The sequence below is a fragment of the Pseudoalteromonas sp. J2K-J031 genome (assembly GCF_058197095.2).
Genome location: NZ_CM200279.1, coordinates 1,508,727 through 1,529,609 on the forward strand (window position 1 = coordinate 1,508,727; position 20,883 = coordinate 1,529,609).

Annotated in this window: 16 protein-coding genes; 8 read left to right on the top strand and 8 right to left on the bottom strand. The window is 40.7% G+C overall.

The annotated features are described in order from the left end of the window. Positions 1-246: 246 nt before the first annotated feature. Genes trpA through AC3KZC_RS07105 form a run of 6 tightly spaced genes read right to left on the bottom strand, consistent with a single transcriptional unit; the run spans position 247 to position 6,769 of the window. Positions 247-1,050: a tryptophan synthase subunit alpha gene (gene trpA / locus AC3KZC_RS07080; protein ID WP_490576776.1), complete on the bottom strand. Its 804-nt coding sequence runs from the start codon at positions 1,048-1,050 to the stop codon at positions 247-249. Continuing rightward, entirely contained in the window at positions 1,047-2,231 is a 1,185-nt protein-coding gene (gene trpB / locus AC3KZC_RS07085; protein ID WP_490576777.1) for a tryptophan synthase subunit beta, read from the bottom strand. The genes trpA and trpB overlap by 4 nt, the downstream gene beginning before the upstream one ends. Positions 2,232-2,238: 7 nt before the next feature. After that, entirely contained in the window at positions 2,239-3,603 is a 1,365-nt protein-coding gene (trpCF, locus tag AC3KZC_RS07090; protein ID WP_490576778.1) for a bifunctional indole-3-glycerol-phosphate synthase TrpC/phosphoribosylanthranilate isomerase TrpF, read from the bottom strand. Further along, on the bottom strand, positions 3,596-4,603 hold the full coding sequence (trpD, locus tag AC3KZC_RS07095; RefSeq protein WP_490576779.1) for an anthranilate phosphoribosyltransferase: 1,008 nt from the start codon (positions 4,601-4,603) through the stop codon (positions 3,596-3,598). Before trpD ends, trpCF begins: the two co-directional genes overlap by 8 nt. Before the next feature lie 10 nt (positions 4,604-4,613). Then, positions 4,614-5,198 carry an aminodeoxychorismate/anthranilate synthase component II gene (locus tag AC3KZC_RS07100; RefSeq protein WP_490576780.1) on the bottom strand — a complete coding sequence of 195 codons (585 nt, stop codon included), beginning with the start codon at positions 5,196-5,198 and terminating at the stop codon, positions 4,614-4,616. Beyond that, positions 5,198-6,769: an anthranilate synthase component 1 gene (locus tag AC3KZC_RS07105; protein WP_490576781.1), complete on the bottom strand. Its 1,572-nt coding sequence runs from the start codon at positions 6,767-6,769 to the stop codon at positions 5,198-5,200. Before AC3KZC_RS07105 ends, AC3KZC_RS07100 begins: the two co-directional genes overlap by 1 nt. Before the next feature lie 517 nt (positions 6,770-7,286). Between AC3KZC_RS07105 and rnm the strand changes: the two genes are divergently transcribed. The 5 genes from rnm to rluB all read left to right on the top strand — a co-directional run bounded on the left by rnm (position 7,287) and on the right by rluB (position 11,204). After that, positions 7,287-8,135, top strand: coding sequence for an RNase RNM (rnm, locus tag AC3KZC_RS07110; RefSeq protein WP_490576870.1), 849 nt, complete (start codon positions 7,287-7,289; stop codon positions 8,133-8,135). 29 nt (positions 8,136-8,164) lie between these two features. Beyond that, positions 8,165-8,785 carry an L-threonylcarbamoyladenylate synthase gene (locus tag AC3KZC_RS07115; RefSeq protein ID WP_490576782.1) on the top strand — a complete coding sequence of 207 codons (621 nt, stop codon included), beginning with the start codon at positions 8,165-8,167 and terminating at the stop codon, positions 8,783-8,785. A gap of 26 nt (positions 8,786-8,811) precedes the next feature. Continuing rightward, positions 8,812-9,636 carry a segregation and condensation protein A gene (locus AC3KZC_RS07120; protein WP_490576783.1) on the top strand — a complete coding sequence of 275 codons (825 nt, stop codon included), beginning with the start codon at positions 8,812-8,814 and terminating at the stop codon, positions 9,634-9,636. A gap of 132 nt (positions 9,637-9,768) precedes the next feature. Next, positions 9,769-10,326: an SMC-Scp complex subunit ScpB gene (scpB, locus tag AC3KZC_RS07125; protein ID WP_490576871.1), complete on the top strand. Its 558-nt coding sequence runs from the start codon at positions 9,769-9,771 to the stop codon at positions 10,324-10,326. After that, entirely contained in the window at positions 10,323-11,204 is an 882-nt protein-coding gene (gene rluB, locus AC3KZC_RS07130) for a 23S rRNA pseudouridine(2605) synthase RluB (RefSeq protein ID WP_490576784.1), read from the top strand. Before scpB ends, rluB begins: the two co-directional genes overlap by 4 nt. 74 nt (positions 11,205-11,278) lie before the next feature. Here rluB and AC3KZC_RS07135 read toward each other — a convergent pair whose 3' ends face one another. Continuing rightward, entirely contained in the window at positions 11,279-12,022 is a 744-nt protein-coding gene (locus AC3KZC_RS07135; RefSeq protein ID WP_490576785.1) for a YciK family oxidoreductase, read from the bottom strand. A 194-nt stretch (positions 12,023-12,216) separates the two neighbouring features. Here AC3KZC_RS07135 and AC3KZC_RS07140 point away from each other — a divergent pair, with 194 nt between their 5' ends. Beyond that, complete coding sequence (locus AC3KZC_RS07140; protein WP_490576786.1) at positions 12,217-14,643, top strand: VolA/Pla-1 family phospholipase; 2,427 nt, start codon at positions 12,217-12,219, stop codon at positions 14,641-14,643. Positions 14,644-14,747: 104 nt separating this feature from the next. Beyond that, positions 14,748-15,761: a protease SohB gene (sohB, locus tag AC3KZC_RS07145; protein ID WP_490576787.1), complete on the top strand. Its 1,014-nt coding sequence runs from the start codon at positions 14,748-14,750 to the stop codon at positions 15,759-15,761. Between the two features lie 54 nt (positions 15,762-15,815). On the opposite strand, the gene AC3KZC_RS07150 is transcribed toward sohB, so the two are convergent. After that, positions 15,816-17,144: a dicarboxylate/amino acid:cation symporter gene (locus AC3KZC_RS07150; protein WP_490576788.1), complete on the bottom strand. Its 1,329-nt coding sequence runs from the start codon at positions 17,142-17,144 to the stop codon at positions 15,816-15,818. Positions 17,145-17,308: 164 nt separating this feature from the next. On the opposite strand from AC3KZC_RS07150, the gene AC3KZC_RS07155 reads away from it, so the two are divergent. Then, positions 17,309-20,635, top strand: a complete 3,327-nt coding sequence (locus AC3KZC_RS07155) for a hypothetical protein (RefSeq protein WP_490576789.1) — start codon at positions 17,309-17,311, stop codon at positions 20,633-20,635. Positions 20,636-20,883 lie beyond the last annotated feature (248 nt).

The window sequence follows — 20,883 nt, forward strand, 5'->3', positions numbered from 1 at the left end:
TCGGATTTTTTATTTCTTATCTCAAATTACTTCAATATTTTTTATTGAGTCAGCGTGTACTCGAGTTTCGAGCGTGCACTTTGGCATCTCTTAACGTTTTTTGTTTTAATCTGGTTAAGAGACTAGGAGGTAAGCTCTTTTGGTGCAGGTAAAAGATGTGTGACTGTATCAAATAGAATAAAAAATGCCGTTCTTAATAAAGAGCGGCATAATATTAAAACTTTTTATATTACTGCGCGGTTATGATCACAAGGTGGCTGCTTTCATTCGGGCAACAAATTGCGTTAACTCACTGAGCATAGTCTCTGGTTGGCTTAAGTTATTTTCAATAATTTTAACAACCGCAGAGCCTGAGATAGCACCCGCTGCACCTGAGTCAAGTGCCGCTTTAACATGTTCAGGTTGTGAGACACCAAAACCTAGCAGCGTAGGGGCTGCATGATATTCAGCTAGTTTTTTGATCATTGCATCAGCAGGTAACTGCACTTGGCTATCGGTCCCCGTTACCCCAGCACGCGAGAGCAAGTAGGTATAACCACGACCATAAGAGGCGCAGGTGCGCAGCGTATCGTCATCGGCGTTGGGTGTTGCAATAAAGATAGGTTCAATACCCGCATTGCTTGCTGCTTGGCGAAATGGTTTTGATTCATGTAGTGGCACATCGGCAATCAAAATAGAGTCAACACCTGCAGCTTTAGCTAACTGGTAAAAGTGTTCAATTCCTTTGGCAAACACTAAATTTGAATACAGTAATAAACCAATAGGAATATCGGCATTGTATTCGCGCACTTGTTTGATGATGTTAAAACAAGTATCGGTATTAATATGCTCAAGTAACGCACGAATATTTGCCGCTTGAATCACTGGGCCATCGGCTATTGGGTCTGAAAACGGAATGCCAAGCTCTAACGCATCAGCTCCACCATCAATTAAGCTTTTAATTATTTCAACTGACAGCTCGGCATTAGGGTCACCAATGGTAACAAATGGCACAAAGGCTCCTTGTTTTTTAGCTGCTAATTGTTCAAAAGTGGCTTGATAACGGCTCATAGTTTGCCTCCTGCAGTTAAAACAGTATGTACATGGGTTAAATCTTTATCGCCACGGCCACTTAAATTCACCACTAAAATGGTATCTTTATCACACTTTTCTGCCATTTTTAGCGCATAAGCAAGGGCATGGCTTGATTCAAGTGCTGGAATAATCCCTTCTTTACGCGCTAATAATTGGAACGCTTCCAGTGCTTCATCATCACTAATACCTACATATTGTGCACGGCCCGTTTCGTGTAAAAAAGCATGCTGTGGGCCAACTGCAGGGTAATCAAGCCCAGCAGACACTGAATAAGACTCTTCAATTTGGCCATCTTTATTTTGCATGATGTATGTATATGCACCATGTAAAATACCTTTAGTCCCTTTACAAAGGGCTGCGCCATGCTCGTCAGTATCGAGGCCTTTACCTGCAGGCTCTACACCAATTAATTGAACTGATGTTTCATTGATGAAGTCACTGAACATCCCAATTGCATTTGAACCGCCACCGACACATGCAATAACTGCGTCAGGTAAACGACCTTCGGCTTTAAGTACTTGTTGTTTGGCTTCCTCACCAATCATTTTTTGGAATTCACGCACCACGGTTGGGAATGGGTGAGGGCCAGCTGCGGTACCAAGCAGGTAATGCGCATCTTTATAGTTAGCAGACCAATCACGCATAGCTTCGTTAACTGCGTCTTTTAACGTGCCAGAACCGGCAGTAACAGGAATGACTTCTGCACCCATCAATTTCATGCGAAATACGTTAGGTTGTTGGCGTTCAACATCTTTGGCGCCCATATAAACACGGCACTTTAAACCAAGCAGTGCACATGCAAGGGCTGTGGCAACACCATGTTGGCCTGCGCCCGTTTCAGCGATGACTTCTTTTTTGCCCATGCGCTTAGTTAATAAGGCTTGGCCTAGTACTTGATTGGTTTTGTGCGCACCGCCATGGAGTAAATCTTCACGCTTTAAATACAGCTTTACGTGAGGGTTTGTTACTAAATTACGGGTGAGCGTTAGAGGCGTTGGGCGACCTGCATACTCATTTAAGAGTTGTTGAAACTCGGCTAAAAAAGCTGGGTCTTTTTGAGCAAGATTAAACTCTTGTTCTAGTTGTTTTAGTGCTGGCACTAGTAGTTCAGGAACAAACATTCCACCGAACTCGCCAAAATAGGCTGGATTTTGCATTTTCACCTCATTCATTCTTTAAATTTGCAAACAGCGTTGCGATTTTATCTTTACATTTTTTACCAGGGCTAAGTTCTACCCCAGAGTTTAGATCGAGCCCTAAAACGCCCTCAACAGTGCGCGCTTCAGTAATATTTTGTGCGTTGATCCCACCGGCGAGCATAAAGTTACTTTGCCCAGCAAGTAATGACCAATCAAATTTTTTGCCTGTACCACCGGCTTGGTTTTCGCTGTGGGTATCAAATAAATACCGATCAACGTCTGAGATAAGCTCAGGAATGTGGTCACTCACACTGATGGCTTTCCAAATTTGGCAGCCCACAGGTAATTGGTTGCGCAGTGCTGCGATGTAGGCGTTGTCTTCTTGGCCATGTAATTGAACGGCTGAAAGTTGCAGTCGCGCTGCGTGTTCTACAACATCTGATAAATTAGCATTTACAAACACACCAACAAATTTTAAGCGAGTACTTTGCACTATGGCTTGTGCGCAGTCAAAATCGACATAACGAGGGGATTTTTTATAAAAAATTAATCCACCATAGACAGCGCCGCGTTCGAAGGCTGCTTGCGCGTCATCAACGCGCGTTAAGCCACAGACTTTATTGTCACCATAGATTAAGCGACGACATGCAAGGTCGATGTTGGCCTGCGCCATCAATGAACTGCCTACTAAAAAGCCATTACATAAACCACGTAAGCGTTTTACATCGTCATGGGTATAAATGCCCGATTCTGAAATCACTACTTTATTGTCAGGAATAAGCGCACGAAGTGTTTCGGTAGTTGCTAAATCGGTACTTAAGTCTCGCAGGTTACGGTTGTTTATACCAATAATGTCAGCATCTAGGGCAAGTGCACGATGGACTTCTTCTTCGTTACTCACTTCGGTCAAAATGCTCATGTTGAGCGATTTTGCCACTGCCGCTAGGTGTTGATATTGGCTGTCATCAAGCACCGAAAGCATTAATAAAATAGCATCAGCACCATGCAAGCGAGCAAAATAAACTTGGTATTCATCGACATAAAAATCTTTACCAATTAAAGGCTGCTCGACCAATTGGCTGACTTTTTTTAAGTAAGCGAAACTGCCTTTAAAGTATTTCTCATCGGTTAATACGCTGATGCAGGCGGCGTAGTGCTTATAAGCACCAGTAATTTCGTTTAAGTCGAATACTGCTCTGATCAGGCCTTTTGAAGGCGATGCTTTTTTACATTCTAAAATGTAATGCGTGCCAGGTGCTGCCAGTGCTTGATAAAAATCACGTTGGCTTGGTTTTACCTCATTAATAAAGCTTTCAAGCGGTTGTTTTCTTTTGCGCTCGGTAATTTCAAGGTGTTTATCTGCAACAATTTTTTCTAATACATTAGCCATGACTTGCCTCTACAACGTCATTTAATGTCGCAATGGCGACACCTGAGGATAATACTTGGCGCACTTGGTTTGCACCTTCTTTAAAGTTTTGCGCCTGCCCAGATAAATACAGTAATGCGGCAACATTAGCAATGATGGCTGCGTTATGAGCGGGCGTGCCTTGGCCACTTAAAATTGCGCGACTGGCAGAGGCATTTGATTCGGGGCCTTCACCTGCAAGTTCACTCAATGCAAAATGTTCTAAGCCAAAATCAGCAGGCGAAACGTAATATTGGGTTATTTCACCGTTATTAAGCTCAACCACTAAGGTGTCACCGTGTAAGGCTATCTCATCGGTCCCTGCACCATGCACCACCATAGCACGACGACAGCCTAAGGTTTTTAAGGTTTGGGCAAGTGGCATGCATAACGCGCTGTCGTACACACCTAAGAGTTGAATCTGCGGTGCAGCAGGATTGGCCAAAGGGCCCAGAATATTAAAAATAGTGCGCGTTTTGAGGGCATTTCTCACCGGCATCGCATGTTTTACACCACTGTGATAAAGCGGTGCGAATAAAAAAGTGAAACCGGTTTTACTTAAACAAGCACTTGCTTGCTCGGGTGTCATGTTGATATTAATGCCCAGTGCAGTAAGTAAGTCGGCCGAACCTGAATTACTCGAAACACTTTTATTGCCATGTTTGACCATTTTTAGGCCACAAGCGGCCGCAACAATTGCGGCAGTTGTGGATATGTTTATGGTATTTGAACCATCACCACCCGTGCCACAGCTGTCGGCTGTGAGGGGAAGTGAGGTGCTAAAGGGTACGGCATTGGCGCGCATGGCTTGTGCTGCACCGGCAATTTCATCGGGTGTTTCTTGTTTGATTTTAAGTGCTACAAGGGCTGCAGTGAGCTGAATTTCACTGATCTGTCCTTGCATCACCGCATTAAAAAATTGCTCAGCTTGAATAAAACTTAAATCTTGTTGTGCAATGAGTTGTGCAATGAGTTGTTCCATCATCATGTCCTTATTGACTCAAAAATTCTAAACTTTGACGCAACAGCACCGAGCCATCTGGCGTTAAAATCGATTCTGGGTGAAATTGATAACCGATCACTTTATCTTGTTCATGGTAAATGGCCATTGGGATATCTTGATAATGTGCAATCACGTTTAAGCTATCAGGCACATGGGTGGCCATTAGGGAGTGATAGCGCGCCACAGGCATGCTGTCACCAAAGCCATCAAAGACAGGGTGGGCAGCTAAGCTTATCACCGATGATTTACCATGTACGGTTTCGCCCGCATGACCAATCACACCACCATAACTTTGGGTTAATGCTTGTTGACCCAAACAAATGCCTAAAATAGGGAAGTGACCTTTACACAATTCGATCAAAGCCATTAAGCAGCCTGCTTCACTTGGTGCACCAGGACCTGGTGATAAAACTAAAATGACCGGCACGGTTTCTTGCTGCATTTGTGCGAAGATAAAGTCTGCGCTGAGGTTGTTACGGTAGATGACAAGCTCAGCCCCTAGCTGGGCAAATTCGTCTACAAGGTTGTAACTAAACGAGTCAAAATTATCTAAAAAATAAATTTTATAGTTCATTATTCACCTGCCAAAAATGTTGATTGAATGGCTTTAATGACCGCTTGGGCCTTTGCGCGGGTTTCATTGGCTTCAGCCTGAGGGTTTGAATCAAACACCACACCAGCGCCAGCTTGCACGTGGGCGATATTATTTTTGACAAACGCACTGCGAATGACAATACACGAATCCATCGACCCATCTCCGGTTAAGTAGCCCACGGCTCCACCGTAACTTCCACGGCGTTTTTGTTCCGTTAAACGAATAAGCTCAGACGCTTTTACTTTTGGCGCACCCACTAAAGTGCCCATGTTCATACACGCTTGATAAGCATGCAGCGCATCAAGTTGTGGTTTTAATTGGCCTACAACACGCGAGACTAAGTGCATAACTTGAGAATAGCGGTCTACTTTGAGTAACTCCTTGGCAAAACGAGTGCCTGCAATTGAAATTCGTGCGACATCATTGCGCGCTAAATCAACCAGCATTAAATGCTCAGCAAGTTCTTTTTTATCGTTACGTAAATCAAGTTCAATGCGGCTGTCCTTATCTGGATTAATGTCGCCATTAGGGAATTTACCGCGAGGACGAGTGCCAGCAATTGGGTAAACTTCAACTTGATTGCTGGTGGCACAATATTTTAAGGCAGACTCTGGTGATGCACCAAACAGAGTGAAATCTTGGTCGCGCATATAAAACATGTAAGGGCTTGGGTTTTGTTTTTTCAGTTGCTGGTAGGCGGCCAAAGAATTTGGGCAGCTTAAGCTAAACGTGCGTGAGGGTACAACTTGGAAAATATCGCCATCAACAATGTGTTTTTTTAATTGGCTTACTTGGCTACAAAAATCATCATCATTAATATCAACTAATACATCGCGAGAACCATTTATAGCCTCAGGACTAAAAGGTTGGCTGTTTGAACATAGTTGGTTAAGAGATTCAAGTTGTTGGCCTACTTCAAAACAATTGGCATGTACATCGGGGCCATTAAATACATTGCCCACCAGTTCCGTAGTTTGTTTTTGATGATCAATTACCACCAAGGTTTCGGCTAAATAAAATACGTAGTCTGGGCATTCATTTGGGCCGGTTGGTACTGTTGGTAACGTTTCAAAATTTGCCACCATGTCATATGCAAACACACCGCCTAAAAACACCGCGAACGGATGAGCTGTGGTGCTTTTTATTGTATTAATACAGCTACGTAGCGCACTAAATGCATTGTCGGCAGTCAATCTTGAAAACTCATCCATATCAGATTGGTTGTCACGGTAACGTAAGGTCAGGGTATTGTCTGCGAGTGTAACATCACAATTTTCAACCCGTTGCGCTAAATATGGTAGCAGTTGTTGACCATTATTAGACTGAGAAACTAAGGTTACGCTTTGCCCTGTACATTCAATACGGATTGCGGCATCAACTAAAATTAAACTTTTGACATTATCTTTAGAATCAATCTCGGCAGACTCTAATAATAACGAATTAGCTTTATTTAAATTGGCATAAACCGACAAAGGGCAAGCAATGTATTCCCTTGATAGGGTAATACTGGTGACCTCTCCTGGACTGGTTGTAATATGGCTAAAAATCAATTCTCATTCCCCTAAATAAAAAAGCCCGCAGTAACTATGCGGGCTTGAAAAACTGTAGATGCAAGTATTCCGTCCCGTTAAATCAGGCGCCACCACCAAGAGCTGTGTTTGTTAACTACGTTATTCATTTTAAACCTCAAAATTTTGCTATAAAAAAACCCGCACGAGGCGGGTTTTAAAAACTGTTAGACATGACAGTTCCCACCCGATTTTTACGAGTGCCACCACCAAATTACTGTTAGTGTTTGAACTGAAGTATTCATTATTGTTTTACCTAAAATGTCTTGGCCCCTAGTAAACAAGATTTACGGTACGAGTGTCAAGCCCAAAGCGTCTGGTCGTATATGATTATTTTTCAATTTTGTTGTTAACTTGTTATATATCTGTAGAGCTCTTTAGAGAAAATAACGATTAAATGCCTTTAAAATACAGCGTAAAAAGCCCTTTGGTATCTTTTAGGCCTAAGTGGCTGCTATAATCGACGCCATTAATGCGTCAATATATTGATTTTACAGACATGAAATATGACTTACACAGTCACACCTTATTTTCCGATGGTAGCTTAACCCCTGAGCAACTGATCGATCGCGCCATTGAAAAAAAAGTAGATGTATTAGCGATTACTGACCATGACACCATCAATGCTTTGGCTCAGAGCCACGCCTACATTCAAAACAATCAGTTACCTTTGACTTTAATTGACGGTGTTGAAATTTCCACTAAGTGGAAGAATTTTGAAATTCATATTGTCGGTTTAAATATTGATGTAACCAATCCACAATTGTTAGCTTTATTAGCTGAACAACAAGCTAAGCGAGATACACGCGCTATGGAGATTGGCGCGCGACTTGAAAAACACGGTATTGCTGATGCCTATGAAAATGCCAAAAAATTGGCTGAGAATGCGCAAGTAACACGGGCGCATTTTGCACGTTATATCGTGCAACTTGGACTTGCTAAAAATGTGCAATCGGTATTTAAAAAATATTTAGTGCGCGGCAAAATAGGCTATACACCCAGTGAGTGGTGTGACATGGCGACCGCTATTAGCGCAATTACTGCTGCAGGCGGCCAAGCTGTTATTGCCCATCCTGGTCGATATCAGTTATCTAATAAGTGGCTACGCCAACTACTCAGCGATTATAAAATGGCGGGTGGACATGCGATGGAAGTTGCGCAGCCTCAACAAGCGCCAACCGAGCGCCAGTTTTTAGGCCAATTAAGTCGTGAATTTGAATTACTCGGTTCACAGGGTTCGGATTTTCATTTTCCAACTACATGGCTTGAGCTTGGCAAAAACTTATATTTACCAAAAGATTGCCAAGCTGTATGGCAATCTTGGCCAACCGAATTAACAGCGGCTTAACTAGCGCACTGATTGAGAGATAAAATATTATGAGTCAATTTTTTCAAATCCATGTCGACAATCCTCAAACGCGACTAATTCGTCAGGCGATTGAGGTGATTCAAAAAGGAGGCGTGATTGTCTACCCAACAGATTCAGGTTATGCCCTTGGATGCAGTATTGGAAATAAAACTGCAATGGAACGTATCCAGCGGATTCGTTCTTTAGAAAAACATCACAATTTAACGTTAGTATGCTGTGATTTATCGGAACTTGCGACTTATGCTCGTGTTGATAACCAAATGTTTCGTTTAGTGAAAAACAATACTCCTGGTGCATATACCTTTATTTTTAAAGGCACAAAAGAAGTACCAAAACGTTTATTGAATGATAAGAAAAAAACCATTGGGATCCGTGTACCTAATCATAAAATCACTCAAGCATTATTGGCAGAACTTGGTGAACCAATCATGTCTTGCTCGTTAATCTTACCAGGCCAAGATCATACAGAGTCAGATCCAGAAGTCATTCGCTCATTACTTGAAAAACAAGTCGATTTAATAATTGACGGTGGTTACTTAATTGAGCAAGCAACCACAGTAATTGATTTATCAGACGATACCGTTGAGATTTTACGCGTTGGATGTGGTGATATTAGCCCATTTGAATAATCTCGCGTGATGGGAATACATACTCAATGACGGCACCGGTTCAGCAGGCTCTCCCTTTGGCTTTTTTACATGGAAAAGCCTATACCAATCAGCCACAAGATCTTTATATCCCTCCTGATGCCCTTGAAGTGGCCCTTGAAGCGTTTGAAGGGCCGCTTGATTTATTGTTATATTTAATTAAGCGCCATAAGCTTGATATACTCGAATTATCTATTCATACAATTACGTGCCAATACGTTCAATATATTGACTTAATGCAAGAGTTTAAGCTTGAATTAGCTGCTGAATATTTGGTCATGGCGGCATTGTTGGCGCAAATAAAATCACGGTTATTATTACCCGTTCATCAAGAATTAGCTGGCGAAGAAGAAGACCCCCGGGCTGAACTGATCCGCCGCTTACAAGAATACGAACAGTTTAAGCAAGCTGCTGAACAAGTCGATGCGATACCACGATTAGAGCGTGATTTTTTTGTAGCTCAAGCAATGGTGCCCCAAGAGCCTGAGCACCAAAAGCCTTTGCCAAGTGTTGAGTTAAAAGATTTATTATTGGCACTGAGTGATGTAATGGCTAGAGCAAAAGTATTTACACATCATCAAATTACAGCAGAAGTATTATCAACTCGAGAACGGATGAGTCGTATTTTAACCCTATTACAAAGCCGAACAGATTTTGTTGCCTTTGCTGAGTTATTTGAACTCAATGAAGGGCGAAGTGGCGTAGTCGTAAGCTTTATAGCAATGTTAGAGTTGATCAAAGAAGGCTTGATAGAGTGTATGCAAACAGCCTTTAATAGCCCTGTGTATGTTCGTTTAGCGGCGAAAAGGGATGAGCAACAATCCGAATTTTAACCGATAATCTCGTTTCTTTGTCGCATATTACCTGTCATAATGGCATGCTAAATTTTCCATTGCATAAATTCAATCACCCTTGTTGTGATAGGCGAGTACGTGAATAAAAATCCAATATCTGATCATCAACTTATGCAACTTATTGAAGCAACTTTGTTTGTTGCAGGTAAACCCGTAAGTTGTGATTTTTTAAAAAGTACGGTATTGGATGAATTTAATGTTTCTTTAAAACGGATTAAACACATCCTTAGCGAATTGCAACTACACTATGACAATCGTGGTATTGCATTAGTGGAAGTGGCATCAGGATTTCGTTTTCAAAGCAATCCTAGTTTAGCACCTTGGTTAAACAAAATTTGGCCCGAAAAAGCGCCTCGTTATTCACGTGCATTGTTAGAAACCTTATCTTTAATTGCGTATCGTCAACCAATTACTCGAGGTGAGATTGAACAAGTACGTGGTGTTGCCGTCAGTAGTCAAATTATGAAGCAACTACAAGATCGTGATTGGATCCAAATTGTCGGTCATAAAGAAGTACCGGGACGTCCTGCACTTTATGCCACTACCAAGGTATTTTTAGATTATTTTTCGTTAACTGGTTTAGATAATTTACCCGAGCTGCCTCAATTGCAGCAAAGTAAAATTGACCAGTTGTTAAGAGACCCTTCAGTGAGTGAACTGTCCGAATGAGTGAAAAACTGCAAAAAGTATTGGCAAGAGCTGGTAAAGGCTCACGCCGTGAGATTGAGAAATATATCGAAGCCCATCGTGTAAGTGTTGATGGAAATGTTGCGCGATTAGGTGATCGCGTAGAGCCGCATCAGCTTATTCGTTTAGATGGCCATGTGGTTAAAATTGAAGAACCTGAAGAGCGGGTGTGTCGTGTTTTAATGTACCACAAACCAGAAGGTGAGTTGTGTACACGTAAAGATCCTGAAGGTCGTCCAACAGTGTTTGATCGCTTAATGCGATTAGATGATGATCGCTGGATTGCTGTTGGTCGATTAGATGTTAATACATCAGGTTTATTATTATTTACCAATGATGGTGAGTTGGCCAATCGTTTAATGCATCCTCGTTATGAAGTTGAGCGTGAGTATGCGGTGCGTGTATTTGGCGAAGTAACAACTGAAACGCTAAAAACCTTAACTAAAGGTGTTGAACTTGAAGATGGCCCAGCCAAATTCCTTAAGATTATCCCTCATGGTGGAGAAGGCATCAATAAATGGTACAACGTACTATTAACGGAAGGCCGTAATCGTGAAGTGCGCCGTTTGTGGCAATCGCAAGGTGTTGAGGTATCGAGACTAATTCGCGTACGTTATGGTGATTTAGAGCTGCATAAACGTTTACCGCAAGGCGGTTGGGAAGAACTAGACCTTGAAAAGGTGAACTATTTACGTAAGTTGGTTGGTCTTGACCGAGAGTTGGAAACTAAGCTTTCTGTGATCCCAGAAAAACGTAAAGATAAACGCGCAAAAATTGCTCAAATTCGTAAGGCTGTGAATAAACATAAACAGCGTAGTACGGGCAAAAAAACTGACCCTAAAGCTAAAAAACGTACGTAATAAAAAAGCCGCAGTTTTTGCGGCTTTTTTATATGTAGAAGAGCAATAAAATATGTATTGCTCTTTTTTAGTTGCTACTTTTGCTGTGCATCAATCGATTGACCATTGATACCGATTGAGCGGTCGCTCATTAAATAAAGATAAGTTGGCATTAAATCATGTGGGCTTGCTAATTTTGAACGGTCTTCGCCAGGATAAGCAGAAGCACGCATTTTAGTCTCAGTGGCACCTGGATTAATGCAATTGATACGGATATTTGTTTTAGACACTTCTTTTGACCACGTTTGCATCATGCCTTCAACCGCAAATTTGGAAATGGCATAAGCGCCCCAAAACTCACGGCCTTCTCGACCCACACCCGAAGACGTAAAAATAATTGATGCATTAGATGATTTACGCAAAATAGGAAACATATATTTTGTTAATACAGCTTGCGCAGTCACATTCACTTTCATGATGTTTTCAAACGTAGACACACAAAAATGTTCAAGCGGGCCTAAAGAGCCTAAAATACCAGCGTTATTGAGTAAGCCATCAAGGCGGCCAAATTGATTTTCAATAGTGGCAGCTAAATCACGATAATGCTGTTTAGTAGCACCTTTCATATCAAGCGGAACAATAGCTGGTTGAGGGCCACCGGCAGCAATAATCTCATCGTAAACACATTCAAGTTTGTTTACTGTTTTGCCCAATAAGATAACAGTTGCACCTGCTTTTGCATATTCAAGTGCGGCAACTCGACCAATTCCGTCGCCGGCACCAGTAATTAAAATAACTTTTTCTTTAAGCTCTAAAGGATCTAGTTGCTGGTTTTGCATTAAAATACCCAAAATAATATTTTTCGATATTTTATCACATTCAAAGAGCGAAGTTGCGGATTTTGTGTAAAATTTAGTGGCGAAATGAATTTGTTTACGTTAACTTTAACTGGTCTAATGTCTGAATATTAATCACCGAATATATTTTCAATTAACTATTAAAAATAAGAAGATCGGGATCGGAGCAAAAAAATATGAAAAAACTGCTACTCTCACTCGCAATTACAACAGCATTAACTGGTTGTGGTGGTGAAAGCCTAGAAGAATTAAAAAATGATGCCGTAACGGTTGTTCCAGCTTCAACAGTGGCATTTGATCCTAGCAACGGAGTTGTTTCTGTACCAAATGACCTCCTGTTTAGTGGTACCAAAGATGGTACGCTCACAATGCCAGGCGAAAGCGCTGCAAAAATCAATTATGCAGATCCTCAAACTGCACTCGGCGCATTAGATGGTTGGTCTACACAGACTCCGTTTACAATCGCGTTAAAATTTCCAGAAAATGTGAGCTTAGATCCAGTCTCTGTTGTCACGCCTGGTTCAGTACGTATTTTTGAAGTTGTGATGGGCGCAAGCTTGGTTGATGAGGAGTGCTCGGTCGTGCCTGCAGGACTTGGTTGTAAATTAGTCGGGGAATTAACGTATGGTGTTGATTTTGCTACTAAGCCTGTGGGTGATAGCATCGCTATTATTCCGCTTAAGCCATTTAAAGCAGGTGCTTCTTATATCAATGTGTTAACAACGGGCGTCAAAGACAGCGAAGGGCGTTCAGTAAATCCTTCATCAACATATGCTTTGGTTAAACAAGATATGGTTACAATGCCGCTTGTAACCGCCAGTCAAAAACAACTTCAAGCTGTTATCAACAGTTATGAAAATGCCATCACATCAGACGGTACTATCACAAAAGATGAAATAATTTTTAGTGGCGCAATGACGATGCAGTCAGTAGGTACAGCTCTTGGTACAGTTAAAAAACTGCTAGCTGCAAATTTACAGATGAATCCAGCGGCATTGCCTAAAGTATCCGTTAACCCGAATTTCCCATCAATGACAGTTGCTGATGTTTTTGCAAGCATTGGAATGACTAATATTAGCCCGGTGTTTTCAGCTGTGAAATATCAAAAAGGAAGTATTGTGCTTCCTATTTATAATAAAACACCCAAAGCGTCAGGTATTAATGCATTAGCTGAAAGTTCATGGCAAGGTTTGTGTGATAATGCTGTTATTGTATCTGGTTACAAAGCGTTAGCAGGCGCTACGTTTCCTATGGATCCGATCAATGAAACCGATGGTCTTTGTTTTGGTTTAAGTGGTGGGAAATTACGCGATTTAGGGTTAGATCCCCAAAAGCATTTAACAAAATACAATTCAATTCCTAAAGTTCAGCGTTATGAAAATGCAGAAGTGCAATTGACCACACCTGATAGTGATTTAACGTTGCTTAACTATGTGCGCTCAACTCAAGGTTTGCCGCCATTAGTGATGCCTGAAGCAGGTTGGCCAATTGTTATTTTACAACATGGTATTACTCGCCAAAAAGAAGATATGCTTGCAGTAACTGCGGCTTTAACTTTACAAGGTTTTGCAACCGTTGCAATTGATCATCCATTACATGGAACACGTGGTTTAGATGTGAATCAAGATGGCACAGATGATTTCAATGCTAGTAAGATTTCGGTTTTACACTACATGAATTTATCATCGTTGCTAGTTGCTCGTGATAATTTACGCCAATCAGCAGCCGATTTGCTTGCGCTGCGTTTAGGTCTTAATTTCATGAACGTGGCAAACATCAATAAACAAGATGTGAGTTACGTGGGTCAATCGTTAGGCTCGGTTGTTGCACCTATGTTTTTAACTCATACCAATTCAACATTAGGTAATGCGCAAGTTGATGCGATGTTTAAAGTGAATACTGCATCATTATCAAGCGGCGGCGGCGGCGTAGCGAGTTTCTTACTTGAGTCACAAGAGTTTGGACCATTTATTCAAGCGTCGGTTCTTTCTGCAGCTGGCACGGATGAATCTAAAGAGTTTTTAGCATTTGCACAAAGCGTACCGGCTAATTGTGCTGTTTATGCACAAAATGCAGAAGCGTTTGCAACCTGTTCATATCAAGAGTTTATGACTTCTCTGACGCAACAAGGTGATTCAGCTAAAATCGCTAGCATCCAAGCGGTATTTACTCAATTCGTATTTGCTGCGCAAACAGTGCTTGATGTCGCAGATTCAACTAACTATGCACAAGGTCTTCAAGCAACAGGTACACCGGTGCACATTAGTTTAGTTGTAGGTGACGGTATGGATAACAAGAAAGACACGGTTATCCCGCCTTATACAATGAATAATCCTTTAGCAAGTACTATTCCTTTTGCAAAACTTGCCGGTTTAGAAGTCGCAACTGAAACTCAAATGACAGCTGATCCGCAATCTTACGTTACCAAGTTTGTTAAAGGCCATCATGGCTCGCTATTATCACCAGCTGCACGCGATGGTGCAGGTGCAACTGCTGAAGAAAGTGCCAGAGCAACGGCAGAAATGCAATTGCAGATGGCGACCTTTTTAGCAAGCCGTGGTCGCATGTTAGTAATAGGTGATTCAAGTTTAGTAACTGAATAATCCAAATGATTTTTAAAAGCCGCTGAACTCAGCGGCTTTTTTTTATCTACAATTTATGCCTGTTAAATGGTAAATTTTCATTAACTTTTTTTTGAGGATTTATTTTGGAATTTTTATATCAATATGGCTTATTTTTAGCCGAAACAATTACTTTTGTACTGGCGTTTATTGTGATTATTGCTTCTGTTGCAGGTGCTGCTCAAAAACCTAAAGTGAAAAAAGGGCAAATAGAACTTGATGATGTTTCTTTACAATTGGATGAATTAAAGTCAGAGTTTTTGTCGGCAACGCTATCAAAAGATGAATTTAAAAAGTGCGAAAAAGAAGAAAAAAAACGTCTCAAACAACAAAAAAATGAAGTTAAAAATAAAGTCTATGTGCTTGACTTTAATGGGAGTATCGATGCTCGTGAAGTTGATGAGTTGCGAGAGGAAATCACTGCAATTTTAACCGTAGCTCAAGCTGGTAAAGACCAAGTTTTATTACGTTTAGAAAGTGGTGGTGGCGTTGTTCATGGTTATGGTTTGGCTGCTTCTCAATTAGAGCGAATTAAAAAAGCAGGTATTCATTTAACTGTCTGTGTCGATAAAGTTGCAGCAAGTGGCGGTTACATGATGGCATGTGTTGCAGATAAAGTTGTTGCAGCCCCTTTTGCGATTATTGGTTCTATCGGAGTCATTGCTCAAATTCCAAATTTTAATAAAATTTTGAAAAAAAATGACATTGAATTTGAACAAATTACAGCGGGTGAATTTAAACGCACCCTGACTTTGTTTGGTGAAAATACAGATCAAGCCAGAGATAAGTTTCGTGAAGAAATTCAGCAAACTCATGAGTTATTCAAGCAATTTGTTAGTTTAAAACGCCCTGAGCTAGATTTAACCGAGGTTGCGACAGGTGAGCATTGGTTTGCGTCTCAAGCCATAGAAAAAGGTTTAGTGGACGAGATAGCAACCAGCGATGATATTTTATTAACACTTAATCAGCAGGCTCAAATTTATAAAGTGAAGTTTTCTCATAAAAAAACATTAGCCGATAAATTTTCTGTTGGGTTAACAAAAGGTATTGAACGTTCGTTAATAAGTTTATTGTCGACGTTACAGCGTTTAAAACCTTAATAATAAAAAAGCCGAGAGATTAATCTCTCGGCTTTTTAAAGTCGAAATAAGTCTCTATTTTTTGAAATGTATTTCTTCTAAATCTTTTGCAGCATCCAAATTATCAAATACCGTTTGGTCAAATTCACCTTCGGATTTGGCGACAATACACGTAACCATACAATCTCCAGTGACATTAACGGCTGTGCGGGTCATATCAAGCAATCTATCCACACCAATAATAATTGCAATACCTTCCACAGGTAAACCCACTTGGTTAAGCACCATCGCGAGCATAATCAAGCCAACACCCGGCACACCTGCAGTGCCTACTGATGCTAAAGTAGCCGTTAAAATCACCATTAAATAATCAGACAGTGTCAAATCAACCGAGAAAACTTGTGCGATAAAAACAGTGGCAACACCTTGCATAATAGCGGTGCCATCCATATTAATGGTGGCGCCTAATGGGATAGTAAAAGAAGCAACGCTGTTTTTGGAGCCTAATTTTTTAGTGGCTGTCTCCAGGGTGATGGGCATTGTTGCGCTAGAGCTTGATGTACTAAAAGCAAAAAGGGCTGCATCTTTCATTTTTATTAAAAATATAAGAGGGTTGAGATTAGCTAATAGCTTGAGCAACAAGCTGTAATTGATAAGGCCGTGCACCAATAATGCGAGTATAACGACAAAAAAGTACTTCGCTAATCGACCAATCATATCAAGCTCAATGGTTGTAAACAGTTTTGCCATTAAACAAAAAACACCAATAGGTGCCAAGTTCATTAAAATTGTAACGAGCTTTAATATAACAGTATTTAAGTCTTCAAAAACATTGGCTAAACGTTTTCCTGATTCACCACTGAGTGCCATTGAAATACCAAACAGCAAAGCAAAAACGATAACTTGAAGCATATTACCACTGGCCATTGCACTAATTGGGTTGGTAGGAAACATATTGATAATGACTTGCGCTAAAGTTGGCGCTTGTTTGTTATCAAAGGTGGCGTCGGCAGGAATGGGTACACCTTCACCAGGAGCAATTAATAATGCTAAAGTAATCGCGACAGTGATTGCAATCGCTGTAGTGATTAAGTACAAACCAATTGATTTGCCACCCAAACGACCAAGCTTCTTAGGGTCACTTAAACTACAAGTGCCGCATACTAAAGAAACAAAAACTAATGGTACTACTAACATCTTTAAACTAGCTATAAAGATAGCGCCACCAATGTGAAACAATCCATCAACAAAAAAGCCTTTGATGGCTAAATCAAAAAATCCAAACGAAATAAAATAGTCATTCTGATCACCAATAATAAATTTAATCAGTGAACCGAGTAAAATACCTAAAACCATGCCAATCATAATGCGGCTGGTTAAACCAAGTGATGTGCGAGAGATCATAAAAATAGAGTACTTTTATTAAAATTTTGCATAGCCTACCAGCCAATTTAAATTATTAAAGCTAAAAGCGGTAACTTTTTTTAAAAATGCTATGATTTTTAGATTGCTAATAGGTTAAGATAGGGTAAATAACTCTATAATTATAACAAGCTAGGGAGAGGTAAATGCCTTTAATACGCTTAATCTGTATGACGCTTTTTTGTTTAGCGCTCGCAGCCTGCGGTGGCGGTGGGAGTCTTGAAACAACAACAGGAAACAACGACAGCTACAAACTAGAAGTCACAATTCTAAGTTATGACTCTGGTGCTGGCATTTCAACCATATCAAAAGATATCCCTGGCAAGTTAGTCGCTACACTTACCAAAAATGGCAAAGCCGATCCAAACAAATTGATTACGTTTACTCTTGAAGGTGGAATTGGCACTTTAGATCCAGAATCTGGAACCGCTCAGACCAATACAACAGGAACTGCTGAAATTAAACTTCGGGCAGGCAGTGTCGCTGGTGCAGGTAAAGTGATTGCTAGTTTCGGCGCTCCAGAAGGCGCAACAGCCTCAGTTGAGCATGTATTTACCAGTTTAGGTGATGAAGGCGATGGCGGTGGTGAGCAAGGCGCACTAAAATTAACGGTTTCCGTTATTGATAGTAAAGGAAATATGTTTGATGAACAAAATCCTGTAACTACCGATAATATGGGCATTGTTAATGCGACAATTACTCAAGATGGCGTAGGGATTCAAGGGGCACTAGTGTCTTTTACTACACAATTTACTGGAGAGATTAAACCTGCAACGCCAGGCACAGCTATTACAAATAGTCAAGGTATTGCTAAAATTGATTTAGCGCCAGGTAATTTTAAAGGCGCAGGTAAAGTGATTGCTACTTATGCGCCAGTTAATGGTGCTGCACTCACTAATGAAACGGTATTTTACTCATCAGGCGATGGCGCACCTATTGAGCAAGCTGTAGCAGTGGTTGATGTGAAAATTCTGGTAGGTTGTAATGCTGAGTGGGGTAAAAATCGCGATTCAGTTAAACTTGATCCAACAAGTAATGGCTGTAAAGTGGTAAACCGTGTTTCTTCAGATAGTATTGCAGACATCTATATTACTGCTACTGACACTAACACCGGTGATGGGTTTAAAAATATTTTAGTCTCGGCTGAAACGACACTTGGAAAAATATTACCAGAGTCAGGAACTGCAATTACCGATAATTTTGGTGTTGCGATTTTAAAGCTTCAGCCTAGCGCCGATGGTGGTGCAGGCGAAGTAAAAGCAACAGCAAAAGGAGTGAGTAAATCAACGGCATTTGAAATCGGTGTAGCTGAGATTGAACTTGAAATTGATAATGGCTTACCTTTTGTTTTAGATGAAAGCGGTGCTGCAACAGATAAAAATCAACCACTCGCAGCGGGTGCTACTACCGTAATTACAATCAAAATTAAAAATACAGATAAATCATTGATGACGTTACCGTTAGAGGTCGAGCTTACTTCAGGTTGTACCCAAGCCGGTCTTTCTGTATTGGATGAAAAAGTAACTAGCATAGGTGGTATTGCAACAGCAACTTATCGTACCAAGGGCTGTAATGTGTCTCAAGGTGATACGGTCGTAGCCTCAGTTGTAAGTGGCGGTAGCGCTAAATTTATTGAAACTAATATTCCGGTTTCGAGCGCTCCTGTTGAATCTATTAGTTTTATTGATGCAACAAATACTGTTTTGGCTTTAAAAGGAACGGGTGGGCAAGGTCGTTCAGAAACCTCAGAAGTTACCTTCAAATTAATTGATAGTGTTGGTCAAGCTGTGCGCCAAGCGCGAATGGACTTTAAACTGTCGTCGACAAATGGTGGAATTTCAGTCTCACCAAAAACAGTCAATACTGATAACGATGGGATTAGTCGTGTACAAGTAAACTCAGGCACTGTGCCTATGGCTGTGCGTGTTCATGCTTGTTATATTCCAGCAAGTCAAATACCGATTAGTCAGCTAGATGATGTGACTTGCTGGAAAGAGCGTTACGATCAATGTAAAGCGAATGAAGGTGCAGCTGTTCGCGACGCTGCATGCCCATCAGGTAAACTTAATTTAGTAGCACTAGATCAGCAAATAATTACTGTGTCTGATTTAGTATCAACCAGCACAGGGTTGCCAGATAACAACAGTTTTACCGCATCGCCTGATATTATTAATGCAGAAGGCTTAGATTATAATGGAGAGATTTCGAATATTACCATTTTGATGGCTGATCATTTTAATAATCCTGTTCCAGATGGTACTGCTGTGTATGTTACAACCGAAGGCGGTGCTGTAGGAACTTTAGATGGCACAGCGTTTAATCCGCAACTCGAATGCCGTACTGTTGATGGTAAATGTGAAGTGCAATGGCGCTCACAAGATCCAAAACCATTTACAGAAGCTAAATGGAACAACACAGTTGGCTCATTCAACCCAAAAACAAATGCTGTAAATTGCGATACTTATTTTGGTCAGGCTGCTCCATGTTTGTTTGGTATTAGAAATGCGGCATATGATCCTCTTGGTGTGCCATTAGGTGGACGTGCAACGGTATTAGCTACAGCTAAAGGTGAAGAATCGTTTGTTGACCGTAATGGCAATGGCGTGTTTGATAACGGTGAGTTCTATTCAAGTTTTGACCTTGCCGAAGCGTTTCGTGATGACAATGAAAATGGTATATTTGAAGGTGATGTTGATTGTGAATCCGTTTCAAATCCTTGTTCACCAGCTAATACAAATGGCGGGCAGTGGGAAGAGTTTGTTGATTTAAATAATGATCAGGTTCACAGCTCTGCGGATGGTAAGTTTAATGGTCTAGTTTGTACGGCCGATGCAGAGGCTTTAGGTAAATGTACTAAAGATTTAATTGATGTACGCCGTCGTTTTGAAATTGTGATGTCTGGTAGTGAAGCATATTACCGATTTAATATTGCTAAAGCTTCAGTACCTGGAATTCCTGCTTATGGAATTGCAGGTATGCCAGCTGATTGTAGCAATTACAAAATTACCGATAAAGACGGGATTGTAAGAACTTTATTATCGTTAGAGCCTTCAGAGTCTGCGGATTTTTGTGATGTCGCGGCTGTTGATTTGACACCAGTGTTGGTTCATATTGATGATGATAATGATCCAGCAACACCGATTGATAATGATGATTCGGATCCTACTTCTCCTGATAGTCCTGTAAATGTTGGTTTAGGTGCAACGACTATCAACTTCTATTACTCTGACTTGTATAATAATTCATTACCAGCTGGTACATCTGTAGATGTTGCAGCAACAAATGGTGATTTTTCGGGCCGTGATACTGAAACTTTACCAAATAGTGCACGAACAACAGCGCGTGGTTTTAGTTTCACCATTGCGCCTGAAGCGACGCCTAACAAGAAATCATCAGGTTCAGTTAATGTGAAATTTACCACACCTAAACAAGTAATTTCGCAAGCTAGCTTGGTTGTATTAGATGCAGGTTAATAAAATATCTTAATATGAAAAGGCCTCATTTGAGGCCTTTTTTATTGAATGGCTCCATTATTAAATGTAACTTTTATGCTTAAAGTGCATTAAAAAGAACAATCCTTGAATTAATCAAAGAGTTACTTGCTATTGATTTTTGCACGTTTTGTTGAGAACTCACCTGTGTTAAAAATTGAGCAAATCGCTCAAATTTATCTCAAAAAAGCCAATTTATTGAAAAAACTTTTAATTTATTGCTTGTCACA